22 protein-coding genes are annotated in these 22,264 nt (G+C 53.4%); 10 read left to right on the forward strand and 12 right to left on the reverse strand.

What is annotated here, in order from left to right:
- Positions 1–12 precede the first annotated feature (12 nt).
- The 4 genes from afaD (at position 13) to ACMGGP_RS20640 (ending at position 2,332) form a co-directional block, all read left to right on the forward strand.
- On the forward strand, positions 13–456 hold the full coding sequence (gene afaD, locus ACMGGP_RS20625; protein WP_498798816.1) for an AfaD family invasin: 444 nt from the start codon (positions 13–15) through the stop codon (positions 454–456).
- A gap of 73 nt (positions 457–529) precedes the next feature.
- Positions 530–1,042 carry a hypothetical protein gene (locus tag ACMGGP_RS20630; RefSeq protein ID WP_498798817.1) on the forward strand — a complete coding sequence of 171 codons (513 nt, stop codon included), beginning with the start codon at positions 530–532 and terminating at the stop codon, positions 1,040–1,042.
- A 442-nt stretch (positions 1,043–1,484) separates the two neighbouring features.
- On the forward strand, positions 1,485–1,865 hold the full coding sequence (locus ACMGGP_RS20635; protein WP_498798818.1) for a SecDF P1 head subdomain-containing protein: 381 nt from the start codon (positions 1,485–1,487) through the stop codon (positions 1,863–1,865).
- A gap of 173 nt (positions 1,866–2,038) precedes the next feature.
- The gene (locus tag ACMGGP_RS20640; protein ID WP_498798819.1) at positions 2,039–2,332 is read left to right on the forward strand and encodes a hypothetical protein; all 294 of its coding nucleotides are present in this window, start codon (positions 2,039–2,041) and stop codon (positions 2,330–2,332) included.
- Between the two features lie 593 nt (positions 2,333–2,925).
- On the opposite strand, the gene ACMGGP_RS20645 is transcribed toward ACMGGP_RS20640, so the two are convergent.
- On the reverse strand, positions 2,926–4,173 hold the full coding sequence (locus ACMGGP_RS20645; protein WP_498798820.1) for a tyrosine-type recombinase/integrase: 1,248 nt from the start codon (positions 4,171–4,173) through the stop codon (positions 2,926–2,928).
- A 214-nt stretch (positions 4,174–4,387) separates the two neighbouring features.
- On the opposite strand from ACMGGP_RS20645, the gene ACMGGP_RS20650 reads away from it, so the two are divergent.
- On the forward strand, positions 4,388–4,603 hold the full coding sequence (locus tag ACMGGP_RS20650; protein WP_010246960.1) for a YdgH/BhsA/McbA-like domain containing protein: 216 nt from the start codon (positions 4,388–4,390) through the stop codon (positions 4,601–4,603).
- Between the two features lie 63 nt (positions 4,604–4,666).
- On the opposite strand, the gene ACMGGP_RS20655 is transcribed toward ACMGGP_RS20650, so the two are convergent.
- The 4 genes from ACMGGP_RS20655 to pdxR all read right to left on the reverse strand — a co-directional run bounded on the left by ACMGGP_RS20655 (position 4,667) and on the right by pdxR (position 9,869).
- On the reverse strand, positions 4,667–5,869 hold the full coding sequence (locus ACMGGP_RS20655) for an MFS transporter (RefSeq protein WP_187500348.1): 1,203 nt from the start codon (positions 5,867–5,869) through the stop codon (positions 4,667–4,669).
- Between the two features lie 166 nt (positions 5,870–6,035).
- On the reverse strand, positions 6,036–6,776 hold the full coding sequence (locus tag ACMGGP_RS20660) for a nitroreductase family protein (protein WP_010246958.1): 741 nt from the start codon (positions 6,774–6,776) through the stop codon (positions 6,036–6,038).
- An 83-nt stretch (positions 6,777–6,859) separates the two neighbouring features.
- Positions 6,860–8,236, reverse strand: a complete 1,377-nt coding sequence (locus ACMGGP_RS20665) for a glycoside hydrolase family 10-like protein (RefSeq protein WP_242640429.1) — start codon at positions 8,234–8,236, stop codon at positions 6,860–6,862.
- A 97-nt stretch (positions 8,237–8,333) separates the two neighbouring features.
- Positions 8,334–9,869 (reverse strand): MocR-like pyridoxine biosynthesis transcription factor PdxR, encoded by a 1,536-nt coding sequence (gene pdxR / locus ACMGGP_RS20670; RefSeq protein WP_498798821.1) that lies wholly within the window; start codon positions 9,867–9,869, stop codon positions 8,334–8,336.
- Positions 9,870–9,934: 65 nt separating this feature from the next.
- Here pdxR and gabT point away from each other — a divergent pair, with 65 nt between their 5' ends.
- Positions 9,935–11,221, forward strand: a complete 1,287-nt coding sequence (gene gabT / locus ACMGGP_RS20675) for a 4-aminobutyrate--2-oxoglutarate transaminase (protein WP_163641182.1) — start codon at positions 9,935–9,937, stop codon at positions 11,219–11,221.
- 76 nt (positions 11,222–11,297) lie between these two features.
- Entirely contained in the window at positions 11,298–12,713 is a 1,416-nt protein-coding gene (gene gabP, locus ACMGGP_RS20680) for a GABA permease (RefSeq protein WP_167423134.1), read from the forward strand.
- 316 nt (positions 12,714–13,029) lie between these two features.
- On the opposite strand, the gene ACMGGP_RS20685 is transcribed toward gabP, so the two are convergent.
- The 3 genes from ACMGGP_RS20685 to ACMGGP_RS20695 form a co-directional block, all read right to left on the reverse strand.
- Complete coding sequence (locus ACMGGP_RS20685) at positions 13,030–13,332, reverse strand: YmdA family protein (RefSeq protein ID WP_062758956.1); 303 nt, start codon at positions 13,330–13,332, stop codon at positions 13,030–13,032.
- A 486-nt stretch (positions 13,333–13,818) separates the two neighbouring features.
- Positions 13,819–14,238 (reverse strand): bleomycin resistance protein, encoded by a 420-nt coding sequence (locus ACMGGP_RS20690; protein WP_061703275.1) that lies wholly within the window; start codon positions 14,236–14,238, stop codon positions 13,819–13,821.
- Between the two features lie 38 nt (positions 14,239–14,276).
- Positions 14,277–15,158, reverse strand: coding sequence for a LysR family transcriptional regulator (locus ACMGGP_RS20695; protein ID WP_498798822.1), 882 nt, complete (start codon positions 15,156–15,158; stop codon positions 14,277–14,279).
- 146 nt (positions 15,159–15,304) lie between these two features.
- Here ACMGGP_RS20695 and ACMGGP_RS20700 point away from each other — a divergent pair, with 146 nt between their 5' ends.
- The gene (locus ACMGGP_RS20700; protein ID WP_498798823.1) at positions 15,305–16,156 is read left to right on the forward strand and encodes a Vmh family MBL fold metallo-hydrolase; all 852 of its coding nucleotides are present in this window, start codon (positions 15,305–15,307) and stop codon (positions 16,154–16,156) included.
- 90 nt (positions 16,157–16,246) lie between these two features.
- Here ACMGGP_RS20700 and ACMGGP_RS20705 read toward each other — a convergent pair whose 3' ends face one another.
- The gene (locus ACMGGP_RS20705; RefSeq protein WP_480255487.1) at positions 16,247–16,918 is read right to left on the reverse strand and encodes a hypothetical protein; all 672 of its coding nucleotides are present in this window, start codon (positions 16,916–16,918) and stop codon (positions 16,247–16,249) included.
- Positions 16,919–17,199: 281 nt separating this feature from the next.
- Entirely contained in the window at positions 17,200–18,111 is a 912-nt protein-coding gene (locus ACMGGP_RS20710) for a LysR family transcriptional regulator (RefSeq protein WP_498798824.1), read from the reverse strand.
- 97 nt (positions 18,112–18,208) lie between these two features.
- On the opposite strand from ACMGGP_RS20710, the gene ACMGGP_RS20715 reads away from it, so the two are divergent.
- A complete protein-coding gene (locus ACMGGP_RS20715) occupies positions 18,209–19,267 on the forward strand; it encodes an SDR family oxidoreductase (protein WP_498798825.1) in 1,059 nt (352 codons plus the stop codon).
- 58 nt (positions 19,268–19,325) lie between these two features.
- On the opposite strand, the gene rluF is transcribed toward ACMGGP_RS20715, so the two are convergent.
- Together rluF and ACMGGP_RS20725 are read right to left on the reverse strand one after the other, a co-directional pair.
- Positions 19,326–20,204 carry a 23S rRNA pseudouridine(2604) synthase RluF gene (gene rluF, locus ACMGGP_RS20720; RefSeq protein WP_498798826.1) on the reverse strand — a complete coding sequence of 293 codons (879 nt, stop codon included), beginning with the start codon at positions 20,202–20,204 and terminating at the stop codon, positions 19,326–19,328.
- Positions 20,205–20,307: 103 nt separating this feature from the next.
- Positions 20,308–20,778, reverse strand: coding sequence for a GNAT family N-acetyltransferase (locus tag ACMGGP_RS20725; protein ID WP_033760746.1), 471 nt, complete (start codon positions 20,776–20,778; stop codon positions 20,308–20,310).
- Positions 20,779–21,089: 311 nt separating this feature from the next.
- Here ACMGGP_RS20725 and sfnG point away from each other — a divergent pair, with 311 nt between their 5' ends.
- The gene (gene sfnG / locus ACMGGP_RS20730; RefSeq protein ID WP_498798827.1) at positions 21,090–22,175 is read left to right on the forward strand and encodes a dimethylsulfone monooxygenase SfnG; all 1,086 of its coding nucleotides are present in this window, start codon (positions 21,090–21,092) and stop codon (positions 22,173–22,175) included.
- Positions 22,176–22,264 lie beyond the last annotated feature (89 nt).

Raw genomic sequence — 22,264 nt, forward strand, 5'->3', positions numbered from 1 at the left:
AAGGAGAGCTTTATGCATCATCGATTAAAAAAAATATCAAATCTTCTGGCCATAATGTTTATTGTTTCTTTTCAGAGTTCTGAAGCAAATACTCTTAAACTCACAATAACACCAGAACAGGATTTGCATGCTGGCAGAATAAATGATGGAGCAGAACTGGCAACAATCTACCTATCAGGGATGTCAGAATCCTGCGTGCTCAATGTGTGGATTGAACCACCCGGTAAAGAGATTATGCCGGGACACTATATATTAACTGACCGCAAGAAAGGAGGCGGTGAACTGAATGTAAGACTATCAGGTGATAACTGGAAACCTGACACTCAGGCCGGAAAAGGCGTGTTGTCAAAATTTACATCAAGATTCGCTACATTAAATGTTGTGAGTAATGGCGACCAGTTTATAGAAAGCCATATTTCTTCCATGCAAATTTCCGCTCAATGCCGTAATAAGTAAATAACCAACATTACGAAACCAATTCAAACTAACAACTTGTATTAATATACCACCCCAAAGGAGTTTAAATTAAATGAAATTAATTTCCATAGCATTCTCAGTAGCCATATTATTTGTGTGCACTCCGGCCGCAGCTACAGACGAATTCAAACCTGTAGGTGATCCCGTAACTCGTTCCGTCGATCTGGTTTTCACTGAGAATCCTGAATTGATGTTCAGGCTTACACCAAGGCCGGACCTGGAGGCTGGAGTCAATGTAGATAATAGTCCCGTGGCGTTTTTCACTATTTCTGCAAAATCACCAATGAATTTAGGTATACGCTGGACCCCCAACTCCGGAATCATACAAAAAGACAATTTTTTTAATATAAAAATACCCGGTAAAAATAACCCAAAGAACCAGATCAAGCTTGGTATCACTGGCTATCATGGAATGACAGGATATGAAACGGGAGGTGACCATTGGACATTTTTATCAGAAGGTCCGGTAAAAGTATTCACAGGAATCATTACCATTGAGGGTGACCAATCTGTCACTGCTGATACGTACACGATTAGCCTGGATGCCGCGGCATTTGTTTCTTAGTGTTATCACATCCGGTACGATTAGCGTACTAATCGTACCGGTATTGTATTCCTGGCTGTGAAACTGGTCCATTGTGATTAGATGTAAAAAGGTTTTTTGTCCCCGACGAGGCTCATCTCTTGGTTAACTTTCGGCTGGCATAATCGCAAGACCCTGAGCCTGCAGTGGCCTGAGCGTAAGACGTACAGCAGCTTTTTAACCGCGGGGACAGATAAGGATTATAACGTTATCATTAAGCCTGACACGGCACACAACCATGACGGCAGACGTGATGGGCATTAAGCAAAGACCTGTGGTCGCCAGCATAAGGCGGGGGAAGGCTTAATCACCAGCCTCATCTGGCGGCTTTGCTCTGCCCTGTATCAGCCAGGCTGCATGATAGTGTTCACATGCACCCTAATGGTTTTATAATAACTTTTTAAGCTCAAAATATGGATATTGCATGCTTAAATCCGCGCTCTTTCTCGCTGCCCTTCTCTTTCCTGTAGCCTCTGTCGCCGGGCCAGGTAGTTTTATATTTGAAGTAAATGGCACGAAGGAGACATACTCACCAGAATGCATAAAATCAATAAGTTACGTGGATAGTGATGAGATTGGTTCTGAGAATGTAAATTTCGCCCTAAGTAATGAGTGTGGGAAAATGCTCAATGTAACTACTAAGCAGAACATTCGTAAGAAGTTGTCTATTTATTACAAAGGCAATCTGCTTTCCAGCGCGAATATTGCCTCTGTACTCAGGAATAATTTCAGAATCTCCGGTAAAGAGATGCCACGCATGGTTCTGATGCAGCTTCTTTATGACTATGGGGTTAAGCATAATTAGTGGAAAGGTTGAGGAATTAAGCATGGACGAACGCGACAGGATTAACTTAGATTTTAGTCGTGAGATAAGTATTACCGGAGCTTTGGGCTGCAGTATCCGGGCGGCACTGGCACGATTAATCACAAGGAGAAAAAGCGGTGAGGTGGATTTTTTTATCTGGAATGTTATTTTCCATGACAGTAGTAGCAGAGGACCGCTCATTCGAAACGCCAGAGGTGAAATGCCTGAATGACCACACCATCCCATTCATCAAGTCGGAAATCCCGCCTAAAGAAATTGTTGATAAGGCCTATGTAATCTGCAGGCCAGAACTGGATGAATGGAAGAAATCGCTGGAACCGTTGCCTGATGAAATGAAGCAGCACATGCGCAAAGAGCTTTATGACTTCTACATCAGGATGATTGAAAAACGACGAAACTATGAAGTCAGCAAAGCTGCAAAAGCTTTTCATCGAGACGATCTTTAACGTCTCCGCGACTTAGGTCCTGAGGTCATTGATCGATGCCGTTTCCACGGAAATCAGACCTGATTTTACATAAGGAGGTTGAAAATAGCTTACAGACCGAGAACATGTCCCTTCTGCAATTTCTGGGGACCCCGTAAGCGCCCAGATGGGAAGTTTTCCTGCGATATGTGCGGGCTTGAATGGAAGCCAGAGCAGGATAATCGAGACAAAGATAAACAATGAAGCCCCGCCATACCGGGGTTTTTTATTGCCTGAATCTGGCTTCAGGTTTTATTTCGTTCTGACAAGTCATCCATGACGCTGACAACCTGCAGGCTAGCGCATAAGCATGGGTGACCGGGTAAATATGATCGAAACAACATGACAGAGGTTTAGACAGAAATGATGCACAACCCAAAGATTGATATCCCAACGCTCTTACAGTTGCCCTATCTGAGTCTGAACGAAGCTGCACTGCTATTGCGCGTCGCTCCTCAGACTATCCGCAAATGGGTATCAGTAAACGGGCGCACTAAGCGCCCTCATAATCCTGCATTTCCAGTACCGGTTCGCCGCAGCCGTCTGACCTTTCGCACCTGCGACATCCTGCGCTATCACGAAGAGTGCGCCCGCACCGAGACTTCATCCCCTTCATCCCCTTCATAAACCCACGCCATGACGCGCGCCCACCACAACGAATAAGCGCGCCGCTGTTCATCAATATACTCATAACGATCGTACACCTGCCAGACGCCTGGCAATTTATGCCCCAGCATTATTTCAGCAACGTGTGGTTCAGTCAGATCGGAAAAATTGGTGCGGGCCGTACGGCGCAGATCATGTAATGTCCAGTGTTCCATTTCAATGCCGAAGTGGCGGTGTGCTGACCGCCTGATCCTTGGTGGAATATCGATCAGGGACGAGCGGGCTTGGGGAGCGTCACGCTGAATGTTCGCCATTGCAAAGCGGCTACGCGGTGACTGGTCGAACAGCTCCTTTAGCATTTTCTCTGCTTCCGGAATGATAGGCCTTACCAGCGGCCTGCGCGTTCGCTTACCCGTTTTATGATGCGTTGGCGGAACTGACCATAATTTTTTTTCAAAATCGAAATGAGCCTTTTCTGCATTTGAGAGTTCTCCCACCCGGCAACCAAACAGCAGGCACAACTTAGCCAGCAATTGAAACTTGGGGGCAAGCCTGCTGGCCTCCATTGCGCGGAAAATTGTCACGATTTCTTCAGCAGACAGAACACGTTCGCGCGGTGTCAGCGTGATCCCTAAATCTGCCAGACGCAAATCGCTTAACGGTGTGGTTTTTGTCAGCCGTCTGCGCATCGCCCAGTTATGGGCCTGCCTGGCATTCGTCAGCAACCGGATAGTTATAGCGGGTTTTTTACGCGCCAGGGGTTCCAGAACGTTTAGCCACATGTGTACAGGTGCATCCTCGTGGGGAACACTGCCTAAATGGGGGAAAACGTGTATTTCGAATGAACGCAAAACGTCATGATGTTCAGGCTTATTTGCAGCTCCGTATTTTTCCAGCCATGTCCTGATCACCCCTTCAACAGTCAGTGCGGAAAAAGCATCGTCACGTGCCTTGCGTTTCACTATGCGAGGATTACGGTTTTGTTCGAGCTCGCCACGCAGCCGGATGACCTCGTCCCGCGCCTCTTTTAAACTGGTCGCCGGGTATGTACCGATATCCACGCGCTCCCCTTTCCCATTCCATCGGTAACGGTACTGAAACGTGATCTTACCCTTGCAGGATACGCGGGCAGAAAGCCCGTCACGATCGGTCTTGACCTGCACTTTTTCGTATTCTTTGCCCAGCATTGAACGCAAGGCAGCATCTGATAGCGCCATGAATTTTGTTGTGTAATGGAGGAATTATGTACCTCAGTATGTACACGAAAAGTAAGTAAGAAAAGGGAAAATATATGAATGCTGAGGAACAGTATAAACAAAACATGACCGGTATTTTTTAGATTTACCCTGCTTTATCGGGGAGTTACCGACACATTCAGGAATGAGCGGAAATCGTCAGGAACAGTTACAGGCATATCTCAGGAATATGACCATGAAAAACGTAAAAGCACTTTCAATCGCCGCACTCGCAACTCTTTCTCTGATCTCTTTTGGCAGCTTTGCCGAGAGCGTTTCTGTCACCTCATCCACACTGGATGGCGCAGAATCAAAAATTGCTGCTCAGGCTCAGGAACAGGGTGCGCAGTATAAAATTACGGAAGCGAACACCAACAACCGTGTTCACATGACCGCAGAACTGTATAAATAACGGATGGTCGCAAACGGATTTGCCAGAAGAGGCTGCCCAATGGGCAGCCTTTTTTGTGTCCGATCAGGCCAGACGGGCGGCTGGGGCGCTACCGGTGCGCCACCATAGAATCAGCGCTGCCAGCGCAATTGCGCCGAGTACCGCAAACGCGGTGCTGTAAGAATAACGTGCGGCGATCATGCCCGTCATGGCGGGACTCAGCGCGGCACCTGCGCCCTGCATCAGCATAATAACACTTTGCCCGGCGTTAACATGGCCCGTACCCCGCAGCAGGGAAACAATGTAGCCCGGCACCGCCACACCGAGAATCCCGGCCGCAATACCATCCAGAACCTGAACCGGAATGACAAAAATCGGCCCGGCAAAGCCGGCGGCGAGAACCGCGCGCAGCGGTAATATCATCAGGGCGACCATGATGAACAGGCGATAGCCGTGCGTATCAACGCGTTTAGATACCCACAGCGCGACCGGGATCATCACCAGTTGGGAAATCACCACCGTTGCCGCCGCGTAAAGGCCCGGACTGATCGCCGCCTGGCCGCCTGCCGAGGCGACGCGCATGCTCAGCATCGGCAGCAGCGCGGCATTGGCAAGATGAAACAGCAGCAGCGTCAAACCGGCGATCATCAGCGCCGGGTTTCGCAACAACATTGATAAGTGCAGCGCTGGCTGACGCTCTTCATGCGGTTCATAACCGCGCGCCACATCGTTATCGATCTCATTTCCGCGAATTGCCAGCGTAGCGAAAGCAGCGAAAACCGCCATTACCGTCATAAGAATGAAAACGGCACCCATGCCCCAGTACCAGGCTGAAAAACCGGCCAGCAATGCAGCAATCGTATTCCCGCCATGATTAAACGCCTCGTTGCGTCCCATCTGCTGGTTAAAGCCGCGCTGACCCGTGAGCCCTAAGGTGATCCCCGCCACAGTCGGGCCGATAAACGCCGCAGCCAGGCCTGCTACAACCTGCGAGACCATCGCCGTCCAGGTCTGATTGCTGTACCACAGCAGCAGTGTGGCAACGGTAATCACCAGACAGCCCAGCAGCACAATGATTTTTTTATGACGGGTCGCATCGGCGGCGATCCCTGCCGGTAGCGTGGCAAGTAATCCGGCGATACCGCCACAGGTCATTACCAGACCGATTTCGTCGGGTTGCCAGTGTCGCTCCGTAAGAAAGATGCCCAGAAATGGCCCCAGGCCGTCGCGGACATCGGCCAGAAAAAAGCTCATTAAACAGAGCGCGTAGAGTGAACGCTGAGACATGTTATTTCCCTGGAAGGTAAGTGTTAGAGGCAGTTGCGCTTCGGTTAAAAGGGAAATTATGTGTTACGCCGTGGAAAGTCACCTTTAGTTATAGTAACAAAATGAAAAAGGCCACCCGTAAACTGTACGGATGGCCTTGTGCTATTCACTCAATAACGAGAGCGAATTATTTATCTGTGCCAAAACCCTGCTTCAGCAGTGCTGGCAGTACATTCGGGAAGTAGATGTTTTTATAGTAACCGCTGACGCTTTCGCTCCAGCTCTCACCGTCATTACGACCAATCGTCTTCCAGTGCTGAACCATCTCATCGTTGTAGGTTGCAATCTGCTGCTCCAGACCCTGCGTCTGGTAAATCTCATCATGGCGGAACGTTGCCAGAGGCAGACGTGGTTTCTGATGAGCCGGTTCGTCTACGTGACCGATTACCACACCCGCCACCGGGAAGGTCAGCGGCGGCAGCTCCAGCAGTGAAATCATCGCCTGTGGGTCGCGACGGATACCACCAATTGGCACAATCCCCAGACCTTCGGCACGCGCAGCCGCCATTACCGATCCCAGCGCGATACCTATATCGGTAGAACCCGACACGATACTCTCAATGCTCTGATGGGCGATCTGCTGCTGATCGACAGCGGCCATTCCCACGGCTGATTTATGCATATCCAGCACAAAGGTGATAAACACCGGTGCTTTGGCAATCCACGGCTGACCGCCTGCAATGGCGGCGATCTGTGCGCGACGTCCGGCATCACGCGTGATCACCACAGAAACCTGCTGCGAGTTTACTGATGTAGGTGCGCGATAAGCGGTACTGATAATCCGATCCAGCACAGCTTCATCGACAGGTTGCTCAGTGAAACTGCGTTCACTTTTGTGACTTGTAAAAATATCAATCAGTTCGCTCATGGTTCCTCCCATATAAAGCGCAAGAATAGCAGCAAGTCACAAGGAAAAACTTAACCGCACTGGTCATGCTGTCGCGGCGTTTCTCAGCCTCCCCAGCGGCTTTTAAGATAGCTTACCGCCTGCTGAGTCTGCGGCTGATTCAGATAGTTCTCTCTGAACAGAATCGTGCCATCAATATTGGGGTTCGATTCATTAAGGTCGAGCTGCTTTTTCAGCTCCGGTACGCCGCCCTGCTGTGTCCAGTCAGGCTCAACTTTTGACGGCTCGCCCACTTTATAGAGAGCAAGGCCGATGTAGAGCCGGGTTTTAGTCGGTTTCACGACCTCTGCCCACCAGTTTGCCAGCACATCGTATCGGGCCGCCTGACGGGAAAAAGGCCAGTAGAGCTGAGGTGCAATGTAATCCAGCAAGCCCTGCTGCACCCAGCGGCGGGTATCGGCAAAAGCTTCATCATACGCCGCCGCTCCGCGGGTATCGGAACCGGCAGGATCATGCGACAGATTACGCCAGACGCCCGCCGGGCTGACACCAAACTCCACGTCCGGCTTCAGTTGTTTGATGGTACGTGACACCTGCTCAATCAGCTGCTGAGTATTGTGACGCCGCCAGTCCGCTTTGCTGGCAAACCCCTGACCGTAGCGGCTGAAGGTCTGATTATCGTTGAGCAGTGAACCGGCAGATTCCGCATAGAAGTAGTCATCGAACTGCACACCGTCGATGGGATAACGCGCCACCACCTCGGCCACAATACTGGTGATCCAGTCACGCGCCTCAGGGATACCTGGATCGAGCACATAGCGATCGCCTGCAGTGCGGATCCAGTCGCGATGCAGCACAAAAACGCTGGCCGGGTGCAGTGACAGCGTGCGGTTGAGTTCGCTGACGGTAGACGATTTAGTGTTTACCGACACCCGGTAAGGGTTGAACCAGGCATGGACTTTGATACCGCGCTTATGCGCCTCATCCAGCATAAACTGCAGCGGATCATAGCCCGGATCTTCACCAATTTTTCCTGTCAGCATATCTGACCAGGGGAGGATTTTTGAGGGCCAGAGCGCCGTGGCATCAGGCTTCACCTGAAAAAACACCGTGTTGATGCCCAGGCTTTTCAGCTTATCCAGCTTGTCGATCAGCGATTGCTGCTGCTGGCGGATACGCTGCGCCGGATTGGTGCCATTCACCGAGGCAACCGGCGGCCAGTCAAGACGTGAAACCGTGGCTAACCAGACGCCCCGCATCGGTTCCTGCGCATGAGGTTGTGCTGGCTTGCCAGGCGTCGGTAGCGGCTGTTTCGTCACGGGCGGAAAAGGTGTGACCAGCGATTTCGGCGGCTCAGATGCGCAACTGACCAGCAACAACGCGGCAGCCAGCGCGGCGCCTCGCTTAATAGCCGCACGGGCCGGTGCAGTAAAGGGTTTAAAGGCGATGATAGACTCCGGTATTGTCTGGTCGGGGCGCAAAGAGGAGTATTCTCGGTGACTCTGATTAAATGTCAATGCGTTAGCACAGAGGCGGCAGTAAAACCGCCCTCCTTCAAAACAAGTGTCCCTGAACCCGCTAGCGCTGCGGAGTGAATACCATTCCGGCGGACGCAAGACAGGCTTTAAGTGTGCCAAACGCATCCTGACACTGCCGCTCATTGACGCAGGCGTAACCCAGCAGCAATCCGCGCGCCTCCTGAGGGTGCATATAATATTGCGAAAGTGGCCGTACTTTGACGCCGCGCTTTAGCGCCTCCGCGGCTATCGCCACGTCATCCGCGCCTGCTGGCAGCGGGATCACCAGATGCAGTCCCGCTTCATGATTGAATGCCGGTAAAAAGGCTGGCCCCAGATAGCGCTCGATCAGCCTGCAGAGAAACTGCCGCCGCTGGCGGTAAAGCAGTCGCATCCGGCGGATATGCTCCATGTAATGGCCCAGCCGGATAAACTCCGCCAGCGCACGCTGAATCAGCAGATGTCCGCCGCGATAGAGCTCTGCCGCGGCGATGCGCAACGGCTGTGCCAGCGGTTTCGGCACCACCATGTAGCCAATGCGCAGCGCGGGATAGAGCGTTTTGCTGAACGTTCCCATGTAAATGACCGGCGCATCCGCTTCCAGCCCCTGCAGTGAGGGATGAGGCTGGCCGGAAAAACGAAATTCGCTGTCGTAGTCATCTTCCACAATCCAGCTCTGATGGCGACGTGCAAGGGTGAGCAATGCCTGACGACGGGCCAGACTCAGATGCACACCCAGCGGATATTGATGAGAGGGCGTCACAAACACCATCTTTGGTGCCGGGCCGCTGTCCGGCACCAGTCCCTGCTCATCCACGGGCATCGCCCGAATCTTCAGGCCATTCATGCGCAGCAGATTGCGTGTTCCCCAGTAGCCGGGCTCCTCCATCCAGACCCGATCGCCAGGATCGCACAACACCCGCGTCACCAGATCAACCGCCTGATGAACCCCTTCGGTGATCAGGATCTGGTCAGCATCGGCCCGCACTGAGCGTGCCACCCGCAGATAATCCACCAGCGCATGGCGCAGATCGGGACAGCCACCGCCGCTGCTGTAGACCAAGCGGTGAACGTCAGGCTCACGATTCAGACGCGCCTGAATCTGACTGAACAGCTTGTGGGGGAATTCGGTCACATCGGGCGCGCCAGGGACAAACGCGCCCCACTGGTAAGGCGATGCTGTAGCGTGCCCCAGCAGACTGGCGCCCCGCTTCGACAGCGTCGCCGGTCGTTGCGCCTTCACCGCCTGAAGGTCGGCTATCGCATCACTCTGCAGAGAGTTTTCCGGCAGCGTCTCTGCAATCCAGGTGCCGCTGCCGGTCCGCGCAGTGACATAGCCCTGAGCCATCAGGCTCTCATAAACATGCATAACCGTGTTTCGCGACACGCCCAGTTCGCGCGCCAGATCGCGGGTTGGCGGCAAACGGCTTCCGCGCGGAAACACCTCTTCAGCGATCGCGGCCTGCATGCAGTTCAGCAGCCGCTGATGTAATGAGCCAGTTCTTATAAACTGTAACCGCGCTAATAGATGATCTGCGTATAAGAGTCGCAATTGGCTCCACCTTTCCTCTGACAATTGGCTCTGGCAACTCACCACGCCTCAGGCATAAATAAACGTGTTTGTCGGGAATTGTAAACACGCATATTAACGAGGTGGAATAAATGAGCGAAAAAAATAACCTGTTGCAGCAGCGCAAAGCACAGGCTCTCCCCAAAGGTATCGGTACGCTGTGCGACTGGTACGTTGCCCGGGCAGAGAACGCCACCTTATGGGATCAGGAGGGTAATAGCTGGATCGACTTCGCGGGCGGCATCGCGGTACTGAACACCGGCCACCGCCATCCACGCATTGAACAGGCGATTGCCGATCAATTAACAAAGTTTACCCATACGGCTTTTCAGATCACCCCTTACGAAAGCTACATCGCACTGGCCGAGCGTATTAATCAGCGGGTTCCCATCGCAGGTGCGGCGAAAACGGCCTTCTTCACCACCGGGGCGGAAGCGGTAGAGAATGCCGTTAAAGTGGCGCGTGCCTATACCCGCCGTCACGGCATTATCACCTTTGGTAACGCGTTCCATGGCCGCACCTTTATGACCATGGCGATGACCGGAAAAGTGGCGCCCTATAAGCGGGATTTCGGCCCGATGCCGCCGTCAGTCTTCCATGCACGCTATCCCAGTGCGGTTCAGGGGATCAGCATCGAGGCGGCACTGACCAGCCTTGAAGAAATTTTTACGCAGGACATTGCGCCTCATGACGTCGCCGCAATCGTGCTGGAGCCGGTGCAGGGCGAAGGTGGATTCCATGCGGCACCCGCAGAGTTTATGGTGCAGTTGCGGGAGCTGGCTGACCGGCACGGCATTCTGCTGATTGCGGATGAAGTCCAGAGTGGATTTGCCCGTACCGGCAAACTGTTTGCCATGGAACACTACCCGGTGAAGGCCGATATCATCACCATGGCGAAAAGCCTTGCAGGCGGGATGCCGCTCTCCGCGGTCGCCGGTCGTGCAGAGGTGATGGATGCACCTGCACCAGGTGGGCTGGGCGGAACCTATGCCGGAAACCCGCTGGCTATCGCCTCGGCCCATGCGGTGCTGGATGTAATAGAAGAGGAGCAGCTCTGCCAGCGCGCCGTTGATCTCGGTGCCCGGCTTGAAGCAGAACTCCAGGAACATCAACGCAAACATCCGGACATTGCTGAAGTGCGTGCGCTGGGTTCGATGGTGGCGATGGAGTTCTATCAGGCCAGCACCGCGCAGGCGGTTCAGAAGATGGCGATGGAACAGGGCTTGCTGCTGCTGACCTGCGGAGCCAAAGGCAACGTTATCCGCTTCCTCTACCCGCTCACCATTCCGGATGCGCAGTTCAGCCAGGCGCTGACCATTCTCTCTACGGTGATCAATCACTGTGTCGCACCCGCCGGACATCCCGTCGTCCCGGCCTGATTTCGCTGATGCGTTAACGCAAGTTCATCCCCGTTCGTCCGGCCATCCAGGCCGGACGTCGACAGGAGACGTTTACATGACGATGACTCAGAGTGCGAATGCAGATTCGCTGGCTCAAAACCTGAAACCGCGCCACGTGCGTATGCTCTCAATTGCGGGCGTGATTGGCGCCGGGCTATTTGTTGGCTCCGGCCATGCTATTTCTGAAGCGGGCCCCGCTGTGTTGATCTCTTATGCCGCTGCCGGTGCGCTGGTGGTCCTGATTATGCGGATGCTGGCCGAGATGGCCGTCGCCTCACCCGATTCAGGCTCGTTCTCAACCTACGCCGATAAAGCGCTGGGACGCTGGGCCGGATTTACCATCGGCTGGCTCTACTGGTGGTTCTGGGTGCTGGTGATCCCGCTGGAAGCCAACGCTGCGGGAACCATTCTTCATGCCTGGTTCCCCGATGTCGCCATCTGGCAGTTCACGTTTGCTATCACCCTGTTGCTGACCATTACTAATCTGCTCAGCGTGAAAAATTATGGTGAGTTTGAGTTCTGGTTTGCATTGATCAAGGTCGTTGCCATCATCCTGTTCCTGGGCGTGGCAGGTGCGGCAGTGTTTGGTCTGCTGCCTGACAGCAATACCAGCGGCCTGTCGCATCTCTATGACACTCACGGATTTATGCCGAATGGTATCGGCGCGGTAGTGGCTGCCATCCTGACCACCATGTTCTCTTTTATGGGCACAGAAATTGTCACGATTGCCGCCGCAGAGTCGAAGAATCCCGGCAAGCAGATTACTCAGGCGACTAACTCCGTCATCTGGCGTATTGCACTGTTCTATCTGCTGTCGATTTTCTTTGTGGTGGCGCTGGTGCCGTGGAATGCGCCAGGGCTGGTTGAACAGGGTTCATGGCAGACGGTGTTACAGGCGATGAACATCCCGCACGCCCGACTGATTGTCGATCTGGTGGTGCTGATGGCGGTGTGCAGTTGTCTTAACTCTGCACTTTATACCTCTTCGCGCATGCTCTACTCTCTGTCACGCCGCAAAGATGCACCGGCGGCTGCCTCACGCACCAATCGCAGCGGCACGCCGTGGATTGCTGTGCTGCTCTCTACCGCGGCTGCATTTCTGGCGGTGATCGCCAATTATCTGGCGCCCAGCGTGGTGTTTGAATTTTTACTGGCCACGTCGGGAGCGATTGCACTGCTGGTCTATCTGGTGATCGCTGCGTCCCACCTGGTGCTGCGTAAAAAGCGCGAGAAAGCGGGTGAAGTCCTGAGTTACCGGATGTGGTTATTTCCTGGCCTGACGTGGGTCACTATCCTGTTTATCGTCACGGTGCTGGTAATCATGTTGTTTGATGCGAAACATCAGGCTGAATTACTGGCAACCGGCGGTTTGACGCTGCTGATTATTACCACCAGCCTGGTGCTGCGTCGTAAAAAGGAGAAGCGTCAGAGCACGAAATATTTTACTCAGCGCTCTTCTGACTCTTACTGATCTTCACGCAAGCTTTTTATAAATTAAACCCACCTTTGACAGCAAAGGTGGGTTTTTTCTGCATATCAACAGATGCAACGCGTGTTAACCCTCAATTATGCAGGGGTTTAATAAGATGCGCACACTATCTGATGATCAATCCGGTAAAATGAATTCCCCGATGCTGACTTAAAAATTTCAAAGAAGATACTTCACTGGCTCTTAGTGACTTAATGATAAACCCTGTATTGGCTATGGGTTTATATCTTTAGGTTCCATGTCACCGTTGCTGCTAAGGCATTGCACTGTCGTTCAGAATAAAACCTCAAGAGAAGCGTTAAAGATAGGTAACGTAAAGTATCCCTTTGCTCTTTTCAGGATTAAACCAGTGCATTTTTACTTCCAGAGGTAACTTGGTCAGCGATTCGGGATTCATCAGGTCAGCAGTAGTGACCACAGCCTTACCACTGGCGGGATCAAAACAGTCAAACACGACAGGATTTTGTCCGACATTCATATTACATGAACCATTAGTAATGGCTCCGCTGAAGGTTATAGTGCCAGAATCTGAATCCGCAATAACCGGTCCGGCCAGGGCAATCAGCAGCGTGCTAATGCCGACAGATAAAAAAGATTTCATTGTGCGTCCTCCTGAGTATGTATCACCTGTTATCGGCTCACATTCCCAAAGATTAAGTGCTGAGTGAACGAATAAATGTAAATGTACGAACGCTTAGCCCAATGAAATCCCTTAAAAACCTTTGTTGAGAATAATCCTAATCCAGCCAGCTAACGAGAGTGTAGATCATCGCTGGATAAATTTTCTTTCTTACATTCATTTTTTTATTATGGCTTTGTAGCAGCAAATCACGGCCGCCTGTGACTTAATGACGCTTTGCAATAGTTAACACGCTATGCATAGCGCCTTCCGTTAGTGGAAAAGGTCATGATTAATGTGACGGTGGTAAACAGCAGGTAACTCTTCGCGCTTTAGATGACTTTACTACGCTGCTATTAAAGGCTTCCGTTGATCATGATTGAACAGTCAATATAAAATATCCGAAGAGAATGTCTATTTTACTCAAGCCATTCTCCTGCTGATTAATATTGCCAAAACACGTTCAGCTTATTCCAGATACTGGCTGAAACGCAGCAGATAACCATCGGGGTCCTGCACCAGAAACTCCCGCTGACAGGCGGTGGTCTCGCCGATGTCATAGTGGTTGTCCCGAAGCGGCCGATAGAGCGGAACAGCATGCTGCTGCAAACGCATCAGTACAGCCTGAACATCGTCGACTTCAATCTGGAAATTAATACCCCGCCCCAGCGGCCAGCGCAGATCGGCTATGTTCCAGCCCTGCGGATGGAACTGCTCAATCATCAATTGCACCTCTCCATAGCAGAGGTAAGCAAAATCAGGCTGCTGGCGCTGTATTCTCACACTGAAACCCAGCACCACGGTGTAAAAATGCAGCGAAGCAGTAAAGTCAGTGACGGTCAGTTCTGGCACCATAGGGTTCCAGTAAAGGGTTTGATTATCACTCATAGTAAGGTTCCATTTTGATCGGTTACTTTCCCCTCTCATCACCGGCTCTGGATTCTGCTTTGCAGCTCATCCAGCATCAGCCGCAGTGCGGCAGACTGGTGCTCACGCGACAGGTAAAGCCCCCATATGCCAATACGTTGCGGCTCATAATCGGGCAGTAATTTTACCAGCTTCCCTGCTTCCAGTGCGTGGCGAGCCTCCTGCTCAGGCACCATCGCTATCCCGCAATGCGCTATCGCCGCGTCACACAACAGTGAAGAGATACCCGCACTGAAATTTCCTCTGACGGCAACCGCGATTTTCTCCCCGCCAGCCGCCGTAAAATGCCAGCTCTGTCCGGCAAAGCGACTGTAGTAGAGGCAATTATGCTGAGCCAGATCGTCCGGGGTTTCCGGGTTACCCCGCGCCTTAAGATACTCAGGTGAGGCGCAGAGTACCGAATGACATTCGCCAAGACGGCGTGCGATCGCCCCCGGCTCTGGCGAGTCGGTGATGCGAATAGCGAGATCGATACGCTCACCAATCAGGCTTACTGGCTGATTGTTAATTTCCAGCTCGATGCGCAGTGCCGGATAACGCGCCAGAAAATCGGGGATCACCGGGCCGACAAGATGAAGAGCCGTAAAGTGGGCGCAGGCGATGCGAAGCGTTCCGGCCGGGACGCCCTGGGTGGTTTCCTGCTGGATCGCCTCTGAGATCAGGGCCAGCTGACGGGTTTTTTGCAGGATCGCCTCTCCGGCAGGCGTAAGGGTCAGCTGGCGCGAAGAGCGATGCAGCAGACGCGTTCCCGCCCACGTTTCCATCTCCTCCAGATAACGGCTGACCATCGGGCGGGAGATCCCCAGCGATCGTGAGGCAGCACTCAGGCTGCCCAGTTCACATATCCGGTTGAAAACGGCTGCCGCCGTGACTCTGTCCATCCACTCCACCTGTTCGGATTATGAAACTCAGCATCTCTGATTGCGGGAATTCTAACAGATAGCCAGATGCGTAGAATAGCACCACTGATACTGAACATTGCCCGTTACGCCTGCCTGAATGGGGCATTTATCTCTGAGGATCCTCAATGAAAACTACGCTGTTACCTGTGATGCTGGTGCTGGCCTCGGCCTCCGCCAGCGCGGCCACCCTGCAACTGCAAACCTATAATCCGCAGGAAAAGGGCATCTTTGCCGTCTCCTCAACGCTGGTTAGTGGGCCAACCGAAGCGATTTTGTTTGATGCCCAGTTCAGCACCCAGGACGGTGAAAAACTGGCAGAGATGATTAAAAAGAGCGGAAAAACGCTAAAGGAAATAGTGATCACTTCTGGCGATCCCGATTTCTACTTTGGTCTGGAGCCGATTGTTAAAGCCTGGCCGGATGTAAAGGTGGTTGCCGCGCCGGCGGTGGTGAAGCATATCCAGCAGACGCATGACGCCAAGCTGAAATACTGGGGTCCACAGATGAAGCAGGGCGCGCCGGATAAGGTGTTCGTGCCTGAAGTGACCCATCAGACCCGCTTTAGCGTCGACGGCGAGGTGCTGGAGCTGCGTCATCCGGAGCAATACGCCGCTTATATCTGGATCCCGTCTGCGAGCACCATTCTGGGCGGTACCGCCCTCTCCTCGGGCATTCATGTCTGGACGGCTGACACTCAGACCGTTCAGAGCCGCGCTGAATGGCGTCATATCCTGACCGAAATGCAGACGCTGAACGTGAAGAACGTGATTCCGGGTCACTATCTCGGTGCCCGTCCGGCCGGTTCACAGGCTGTGGATTTCACCCTGAATTATCTGAAGAGTTTTGAGGCGGCGCTGGCGCAACATAAAACCTCAGCGCAGGTGATTACCGCCATGAAAGCCGCCTGGCCGAAACTGGCAGAACCGGCTTCACTGGAACTCAGCGCCAAAGTCAATACCGGCGAGATGAAGTGGTAAACCCCGCTGAGAGGTCAGCTGACTACCGGGTTTGCAACGTTTAAGCAGACCCGGCTGAACCCATTGACCTGATCTGAAGATGCCCGGGCGCTATCTTTTAGCCAGATAGCGCCTGTCATCGCGCGCCTGCAACCGCGCCTCCGCTGGTGAGGGGAAGATATAGTGAAACAGATCGCGGTAAAAACTCAGGTGCTTCAGCAATCCTTCCTGTATGGATCTACTGATGTCTTTGATCAGAAATTCCTGGGTGGTGCTGAAGTTAGTCATGCTAAAAAAGGTTTTGTCATAGACGTTGACCACACCTTCCCATTTCATCACCTGCTCTTCCGGGGAAGCCCCTTCAGAGGCGACGAATATCCCTTTATGGGATTTCACACCCTGCTTGCTGATATAGGTAGTTAACGCATCATAGCCGCGCTTGTTACGCCAGCGGCAGAATTCGTAGGGCACATCATAATGGGGCAGCACAAAATCCGGACTACGAAAATGTTCATCACCAATTAACCCATCCAGCGTAACCGTGAAATGCAGAAAGTCCTGCAGGAAGTCGAACTGGCGGGTTTTAGTCAGTGTGACATTAATGGTGTAGTGACCTGCATGCACATACCAGTAATTGGTAAAGCCGGTGACCAGAATACAGAACGCCTGCCAGTCACTGAGTCTTCGATCCCCCGCCAGCCCCCTGAAACGACTGATCATCATCCGTGATTTGGGATGCTGATACGCTTTCAGCAGCGGATCGTTCATACCTTTCAGTAACATCAGGCACACTCCTTGATAGATTGCGCTTATCCTGCCACGCCCTGATCAGGGTGAAAAGTGTCGTTGGTCTGAATGTGACCCCCTTAAGATTGGGCGGGAGGCGTTGAGCGGACTGCGGGATTGGGGGAGAGGGGTTTTAAATTCTTCAGAGAGGGTAAACCGGAGGCATCGATAATGAAACAGGATGCCAGCCATACGGGCTGGCCTGTCAGAGCTTCGCGAGCGTCTTCAGCGTTTCTGGGTTCTGCTGCACCATGCGGATCAGTAAAACAGCCTGGGCGTTAGGTCTCGCCCTGCCCTGTTCCCTGCAACCGCACCAGCTCCTGAGTTAACAACGTGACCAGCTTCCGCACTTTATTCGGGATAAAGCGGGCATCGGGGAACACAGCATAAAGATAGCGGTCGGGAAGCCGCCAGTCCGGTAAAACCCGCACCAGTCGGCCGGATGCCAGCGCGTCTGCGCCGATAAGTGTTTGTAACCCACCGATCCCCAGCCCCGCTTCAAGGGCCTGCATCAATGCATCACTGTTTTTAGAACGAAATGCACTTTCCACCGGCACAGACACCCTCGTGGTCGCGGACACCAGCTGCAGCGGCGCATCGGGCGACACGCCGCTAAAACGTATGTGGGGATGGTGCTGCAGGTCACCGGGAGTTTGCGGCGTGCCGTTTCGCGCTATCCACTCAGGGGAAGCCACCAGCACGGTTTCAACCGTGGTGAGTGAACGGGCAGCCAGTGTAGCGGGCGGCGATTCGCTGAGGCGGATAGCCACATCAACGCCTTCACCAATGAGATCCGACAGGCGATCCTCCAGCGCAATATTCAGACGCAGCGCGGGATGCGCCTGCTGGAATGCAATCAGATGCGGCATAAGCCGCTGCCCGATGCCGCTCGGCAGTTGCATATAGAGTTTGCCGTGCAGAGGCTGCGATTCAGGCCGTAGTTGCTGCTCCAGCTCTTCCATCGCGCTGAGCAGCTGCCTGACCTGCTGCAGATAATGCTGACCCTGCTCCGTCAGCGCCATTTTTCGTGTGGTGCGGTGCAGTAACACAACCCCCAGCGCCTCTTCAAGCGCGGCAATCTGCTGGCTTACCGCCGACTGCTTCATGCCGTTTTGCCGGGCCGCCGCCGAAAAAGATCCCGCTTCCGCCACCCGGATGAAGGTCTGAATCGCATTCAGTTTGTTCTGCATTTATTGATTTTCCTGATAAGTGACATCCGGTTCAGGGGATTTAATCAGAAATAAACGCAGGTGAGAATGCGGCTTCTCTCTTAACAGGGCAATGATCATGAAAACGACGCAGGATAACAAGGTTGCGCTGGTGGCGGGTGCCAGCGGGATTGTCGGTCAGCAACTAAGTCAGGCACTGGTAGCAGACCACTGGCAGGTCAAAGCACTGACGCATCGGTCAGACTCTGCAGTCAGCGGAACAGAGGTTATTGCGGTTGATCTGCGCGATAGTCAGCAGTGCCAGCAACAGCTGGCATCACTCACCGACGTCACGCATATCTTTTACAGCGCCTGGCTGAACGCTTCTGACTGGGGAACGATGGTCGGGCCGAATCTTGCCATGCTGCAGAATCTGGTTCGGACAATGGAAAATGTCGCCCCACTTGAGCATGTCAGCCTGATGCAGGGATACAAAGTGTATGGCGCCCATCTCGGACGCTTTAAAACGCCGGCGCGGGAAAGCGATCCTGGTGTACCGGGTGCTGAGTTTAACGCCGCGCAGCTGAACTGGCTGAGCGCACAACAGCAAGATAAAGCCTGGCACTGGAGTGCGCTGCGGCCCGGTGTGGTCGGCAGTGACAGGCCGGGCAACAGCATGAACCTGGCGCTGAGCCTGGCGCTGTACGCTTCAATCTGTCGCGCGGCGCGACTGCCCTTACGCTTTCCCGGTTCGCCGGAAGCCTGGCACAGTATGGTCGATTTTACCGATGCCACTCTGCTGGCCGACGCGACGATCTGGGCCGCACGCACTTCTGACGCACGCAATCAGGCGTTTAATATCAACAATGGCGATCTCTGGCGCTGGAGTGAACTGTGGCCGGTCATTGCAGCGTGGTTTGAACTGGAGATCGCGCCGCCGGTTTCGCTGTCGTTCCGGCAACTATTTCAGGATTATCGTACGCTGTGGCGGGAAATCGCCGCTGCCGACGCGCTGCTCCAGCCCGATATTCTGGCGCTCAGTGATGGTGTCTTCGCTGATTTTGTTTTTGGCTGGGATTACGACATGTTTGGCGACGGCAGCAAGCTGCGGCGGGCGGGATTCCACGGTTATCGCGCAACGGATAAGATGTTCTGCGATCTGTTTGCCCGCTTCCGGGCGGCCCGGATCATTCCGTGATGATCCGCTGATTACAGATGCAGAGAGCAGGAAAGTCGCTCTCTGCATCGGGCCATTATTAGCGCCCTTTCTTCTTACGTCCCGGCTGTACAAAGCGCTTGCGTGAGGCACCGTTAGCATCCGCTTTTTCAGCGGGTTTCGCCGCACTCTTCTGCGGTTTTTTGGCGGCGGCCGGTTTCGCCGGAGCTTTAGCTTTCTTCGCTGGTTTATCTTCTGAAGAGGAGTTCTCCAGCAGTTTAAACAGCTCAACGAGTTCGTCGTCAGTGAGATCGCGCCATTCCCCCAGCGGCAATCCCTTGAGATTGACGTTCATGATGCGGGTGCGCTCAAGCTTCGTCACTTCAAAGCCAAAATGCTTACACATACGGCGGATCTGGCGATTCAGCCCCTGGACCAGCGTGATGCGGAAGACAAACGGCGCTTCTTTCTTCACTTTGCACTTTTTGGTCACCGTGCCCAGCATCGGCACGCCTGCGCTCATTCCGGCAATAAACTCATCGGTGATCGGCTTGTCGACCGTAACGACATACTCTTTTTCGTGGTTGTTACCGGCCCGCAGGATCTTGTTGACCAGATCACCGTGGTTGGTAAGGAAAATCAGGCCCTGAGAATCTTTGTCGAGTCGGCCAATCGGGAAGACGCGCTTGCTGTGATTGACGAAATCGCTGATGTTATCGCGCTCGCCCTCTTCCATGGTGGTGATAACCCCCACCGGCTTATTCAGGGCAATCAGCACCAGATCGTCTTCATCGCGCGGCTCGATAAGCTGACCATTGACCTTCACCACATCGCCTGCAAATACCTGCTCGCCTACAGTGGCGCGTTTGCCGTTAATGAAAACGTTGCCCTGCTCGATGTAACGATCGGCGTCACGACGGGAGCAGATGCCGCTCTCGCTGATGTATTTATTAAGACGAGTTGATGAGTCAGTCAGCATGATTCCTCCAAAAAACGCGGACTATACCTTACCGGCGGGGGCTTGCGAAGTCTTTGCACCGGAAACTTTTGCTCTGCTTTGCCAGCCTGACGGCAGCGGGCATTCACAGATCAATCGCCATCTCAGTACAGCGTAAATCGCTGCCCGCCAGCTTTGACGGATAGAAACTTTCGCCCAGCGGCCGGAAGCCATGCTGCTGGTAAAAGCCCACGGCGTTCGGCGTCGAAGCGAGCGTCAACCGGTGGTAGCCACGCTGCAGCGCCTCCGCTTTGATGGTGTCGATGATCAGCCCAGCCATTCCCTGTCCGGTAAATCCGGGCAGGGTAAAAATGGCTTCCACGCTGGCGGCGGCAAGGTCCAGCGATCCGGTAGCAACCGGCACGCCGTCCGGGCCATCAATCACGAAGAAGGGATTCATGCGGATCATTGCAGGAAAGCTGGCGGGCATGCGGTCTGGCGTCCAGGCGGCGAGCACGTCGGGTGGATAAGCATGCTGGCAGCCATGACGGATGGCCAGATTTCTGATGTTCCATAAATGGTGCGCCTCTTCGGGCGATGCCTGTCTGACAATCATAGTGCCCTCCGGCTCTGCAACAGAACCGCTACGTTATCACATCGCTTTGCGGCTATCTGCGAATACCGCCGGGTTCAGTGCCCCTGGCCTCGCCGCAGTTACGCGCGGTCATGAAGCGCTGCTGCATCAGCAACCGTGCTGTTTCTGTGTTGCTGCATTTGCAACAGCTCGCTTATGCAAAACTGGATTTTAATCCTTTAACTTCAATTATTTAATCTCTGGCATGGTTACTGCTTGGTCTTTTCTTTTATATCTGAAAGTTTGGAAGATTTAACTGTTCCATTAATCCAGCTATATGCCAGGAGTAAACCATGTCACTGAACCAACCTTTACAGTTCGCCTACTGGGTGCCGAATGTCTCGGGCGGACTGGTGATCAGTCAGATAGAGCAGCGTACCCGCTGGGATGCCGAATACAACCGCAAACTGGCGCAGATCGCTGAACAGGCGGGTTTTGATTACGCGCTGACGCAGATTCGCTTTACTGCAGGATATGGCGCAGATAATCAGCATGAATCGGTCACATTCTCGCAGGATTTACTTAGTCACACCTCGAAATTAAAAGTGATTGCCGCTCTGCTTCCCGGCCCGTGGAATCCGGTATTGGCGGCAAAGCAGATTGCCACTATCAGCCATCTTTATGGTCCACGCATCGCCGTTAATATTGTCAGCGGCTGGTTCCGGGGCGAATTCAAGGCAATTGGTGAACCCTGGCTCGATCATGAAGAGCGCTATCTGCGTTCAGAAGAGTTTATTCGCTGCCTGCGCGGCATCTGGCGTGAAGAGAGTTTTAGCTTTGCCGGCGATTTTTATCGCTTCCGCGATTACGTGATGAAACCCAAGCCGTTGTCACCGCTCCCGGAAATTTTCCAGGGTGGCAGTTCACGCGCGGCGCGCGACATGGCCGCCCGGGTGTCAGACTGGTATTTTACCAACGGTAATACCCCGGACGGCGTTCGTCTGCAGGTCGCGGATATCCGTGAAAAAGCCGGACGTCATCAGCATCAGGTCAGAATCGGGCTGAACGGTTTTGTGATTGCCCGCGAGAGCGAACAGCAGGCGCAGGCGGTGCTTCATGAGATCATCAGCAAAGCCAACCCGGATGCGGTAAAAGGCTTTCAGCATGAGGTCAAAAATGCTGGCAGTGCCTCACCCGAAGGAGAGGGGAACTGGGCGAAATCGTCGTTTGAGGATCTGGTGCAGTACAACGACGGCTTTAAAACCAATCTGATTGGCACACCGCAGCAGATTGCTGAACGTATTATCGAACTGAAGCAGGCCGGAGTGGATCTGCTGCTGCTGGCATTTCTGCACTTTCATGAAGAGGTCGAATTCTTTGGCTGCGAAGTGATACCGCGGGTCCGCGAACTGGAGGCGCAGGCTTTGATCGAAGCGTGAAAAAGGTACGCCACAGAAGAGAGTTATACCCGACTGCATCCGGGGTGTGATGAACGCTCAGATCTGCTGCAACGTCGCCCGCCGCTATC

The sequence above is a fragment of the Curtobacterium sp. BNK-1 genome (assembly GCF_048685235.1).
GTDB classification, from domain to species: Bacteria; Pseudomonadota; Gammaproteobacteria; order Enterobacterales; family Enterobacteriaceae; genus Pantoea; species Pantoea agglomerans.

Bases quoted from the DNA above. Each gene is read 5' to 3' on its own strand.
- afaD (WP_498798816.1), top strand. From the start codon at position 13: ATGCATCATCGATTAAAAAAAATATCAAATCTTCTGGCCATAATGTTT.
- ACMGGP_RS20630 (WP_498798817.1), top strand. From the start codon at position 530: ATGAAATTAATTTCCATAGCATTCTCAGTAGCCATATTATTTGTGTGC.
- ACMGGP_RS20635 (WP_498798818.1), top strand. From the start codon at position 1,485: ATGCTTAAATCCGCGCTCTTTCTCGCTGCCCTTCTCTTTCCTGTAGCC.
- ACMGGP_RS20640 (WP_498798819.1), top strand. From the start codon at position 2,039: ATGACAGTAGTAGCAGAGGACCGCTCATTCGAAACGCCAGAGGTGAAA.
- ACMGGP_RS20645 (WP_498798820.1), bottom strand. From the start codon at position 4,173: ATGGCGCTATCAGATGCTGCCTTGCGTTCAATGCTGGGCAAAGAATAC.
- ACMGGP_RS20650 (WP_010246960.1), top strand. From the start codon at position 4,388: ATGAAAAACGTAAAAGCACTTTCAATCGCCGCACTCGCAACTCTTTCT.
- ACMGGP_RS20655 (WP_187500348.1), bottom strand. From the start codon at position 5,869: ATGTCTCAGCGTTCACTCTACGCGCTCTGTTTAATGAGCTTTTTTCTG.
- ACMGGP_RS20660 (WP_010246958.1), bottom strand. From the start codon at position 6,776: ATGAGCGAACTGATTGATATTTTTACAAGTCACAAAAGTGAACGCAGT.
- gabT (WP_163641182.1), top strand. From the start codon at position 9,935: ATGAGCGAAAAAAATAACCTGTTGCAGCAGCGCAAAGCACAGGCTCTC.
- gabP (WP_167423134.1), top strand. From the start codon at position 11,298: ATGACGATGACTCAGAGTGCGAATGCAGATTCGCTGGCTCAAAACCTG.
- ACMGGP_RS20685 (WP_062758956.1), bottom strand. From the start codon at position 13,332: ATGAAATCTTTTTTATCTGTCGGCATTAGCACGCTGCTGATTGCCCTG.
- ACMGGP_RS20690 (WP_061703275.1), bottom strand. From the start codon at position 14,238: ATGAGTGATAATCAAACCCTTTACTGGAACCCTATGGTGCCAGAACTG.
- ACMGGP_RS20695 (WP_498798822.1), bottom strand. From the start codon at position 15,158: ATGGACAGAGTCACGGCGGCAGCCGTTTTCAACCGGATATGTGAACTG.
- ACMGGP_RS20700 (WP_498798823.1), top strand. From the start codon at position 15,305: ATGAAAACTACGCTGTTACCTGTGATGCTGGTGCTGGCCTCGGCCTCC.
- ACMGGP_RS20705 (WP_480255487.1), bottom strand. From the start codon at position 16,918: ATGTTACTGAAAGGTATGAACGATCCGCTGCTGAAAGCGTATCAGCAT.
- ACMGGP_RS20710 (WP_498798824.1), bottom strand. From the start codon at position 18,111: ATGCAGAACAAACTGAATGCGATTCAGACCTTCATCCGGGTGGCGGAA.
- ACMGGP_RS20715 (WP_498798825.1), top strand. From the start codon at position 18,209: ATGAAAACGACGCAGGATAACAAGGTTGCGCTGGTGGCGGGTGCCAGC.
- rluF (WP_498798826.1), bottom strand. From the start codon at position 20,204: ATGCTGACTGACTCATCAACTCGTCTTAATAAATACATCAGCGAGAGC.
- ACMGGP_RS20725 (WP_033760746.1), bottom strand. From the start codon at position 20,778: ATGATTGTCAGACAGGCATCGCCCGAAGAGGCGCACCATTTATGGAAC.
- sfnG (WP_498798827.1), top strand. From the start codon at position 21,090: ATGTCACTGAACCAACCTTTACAGTTCGCCTACTGGGTGCCGAATGTC.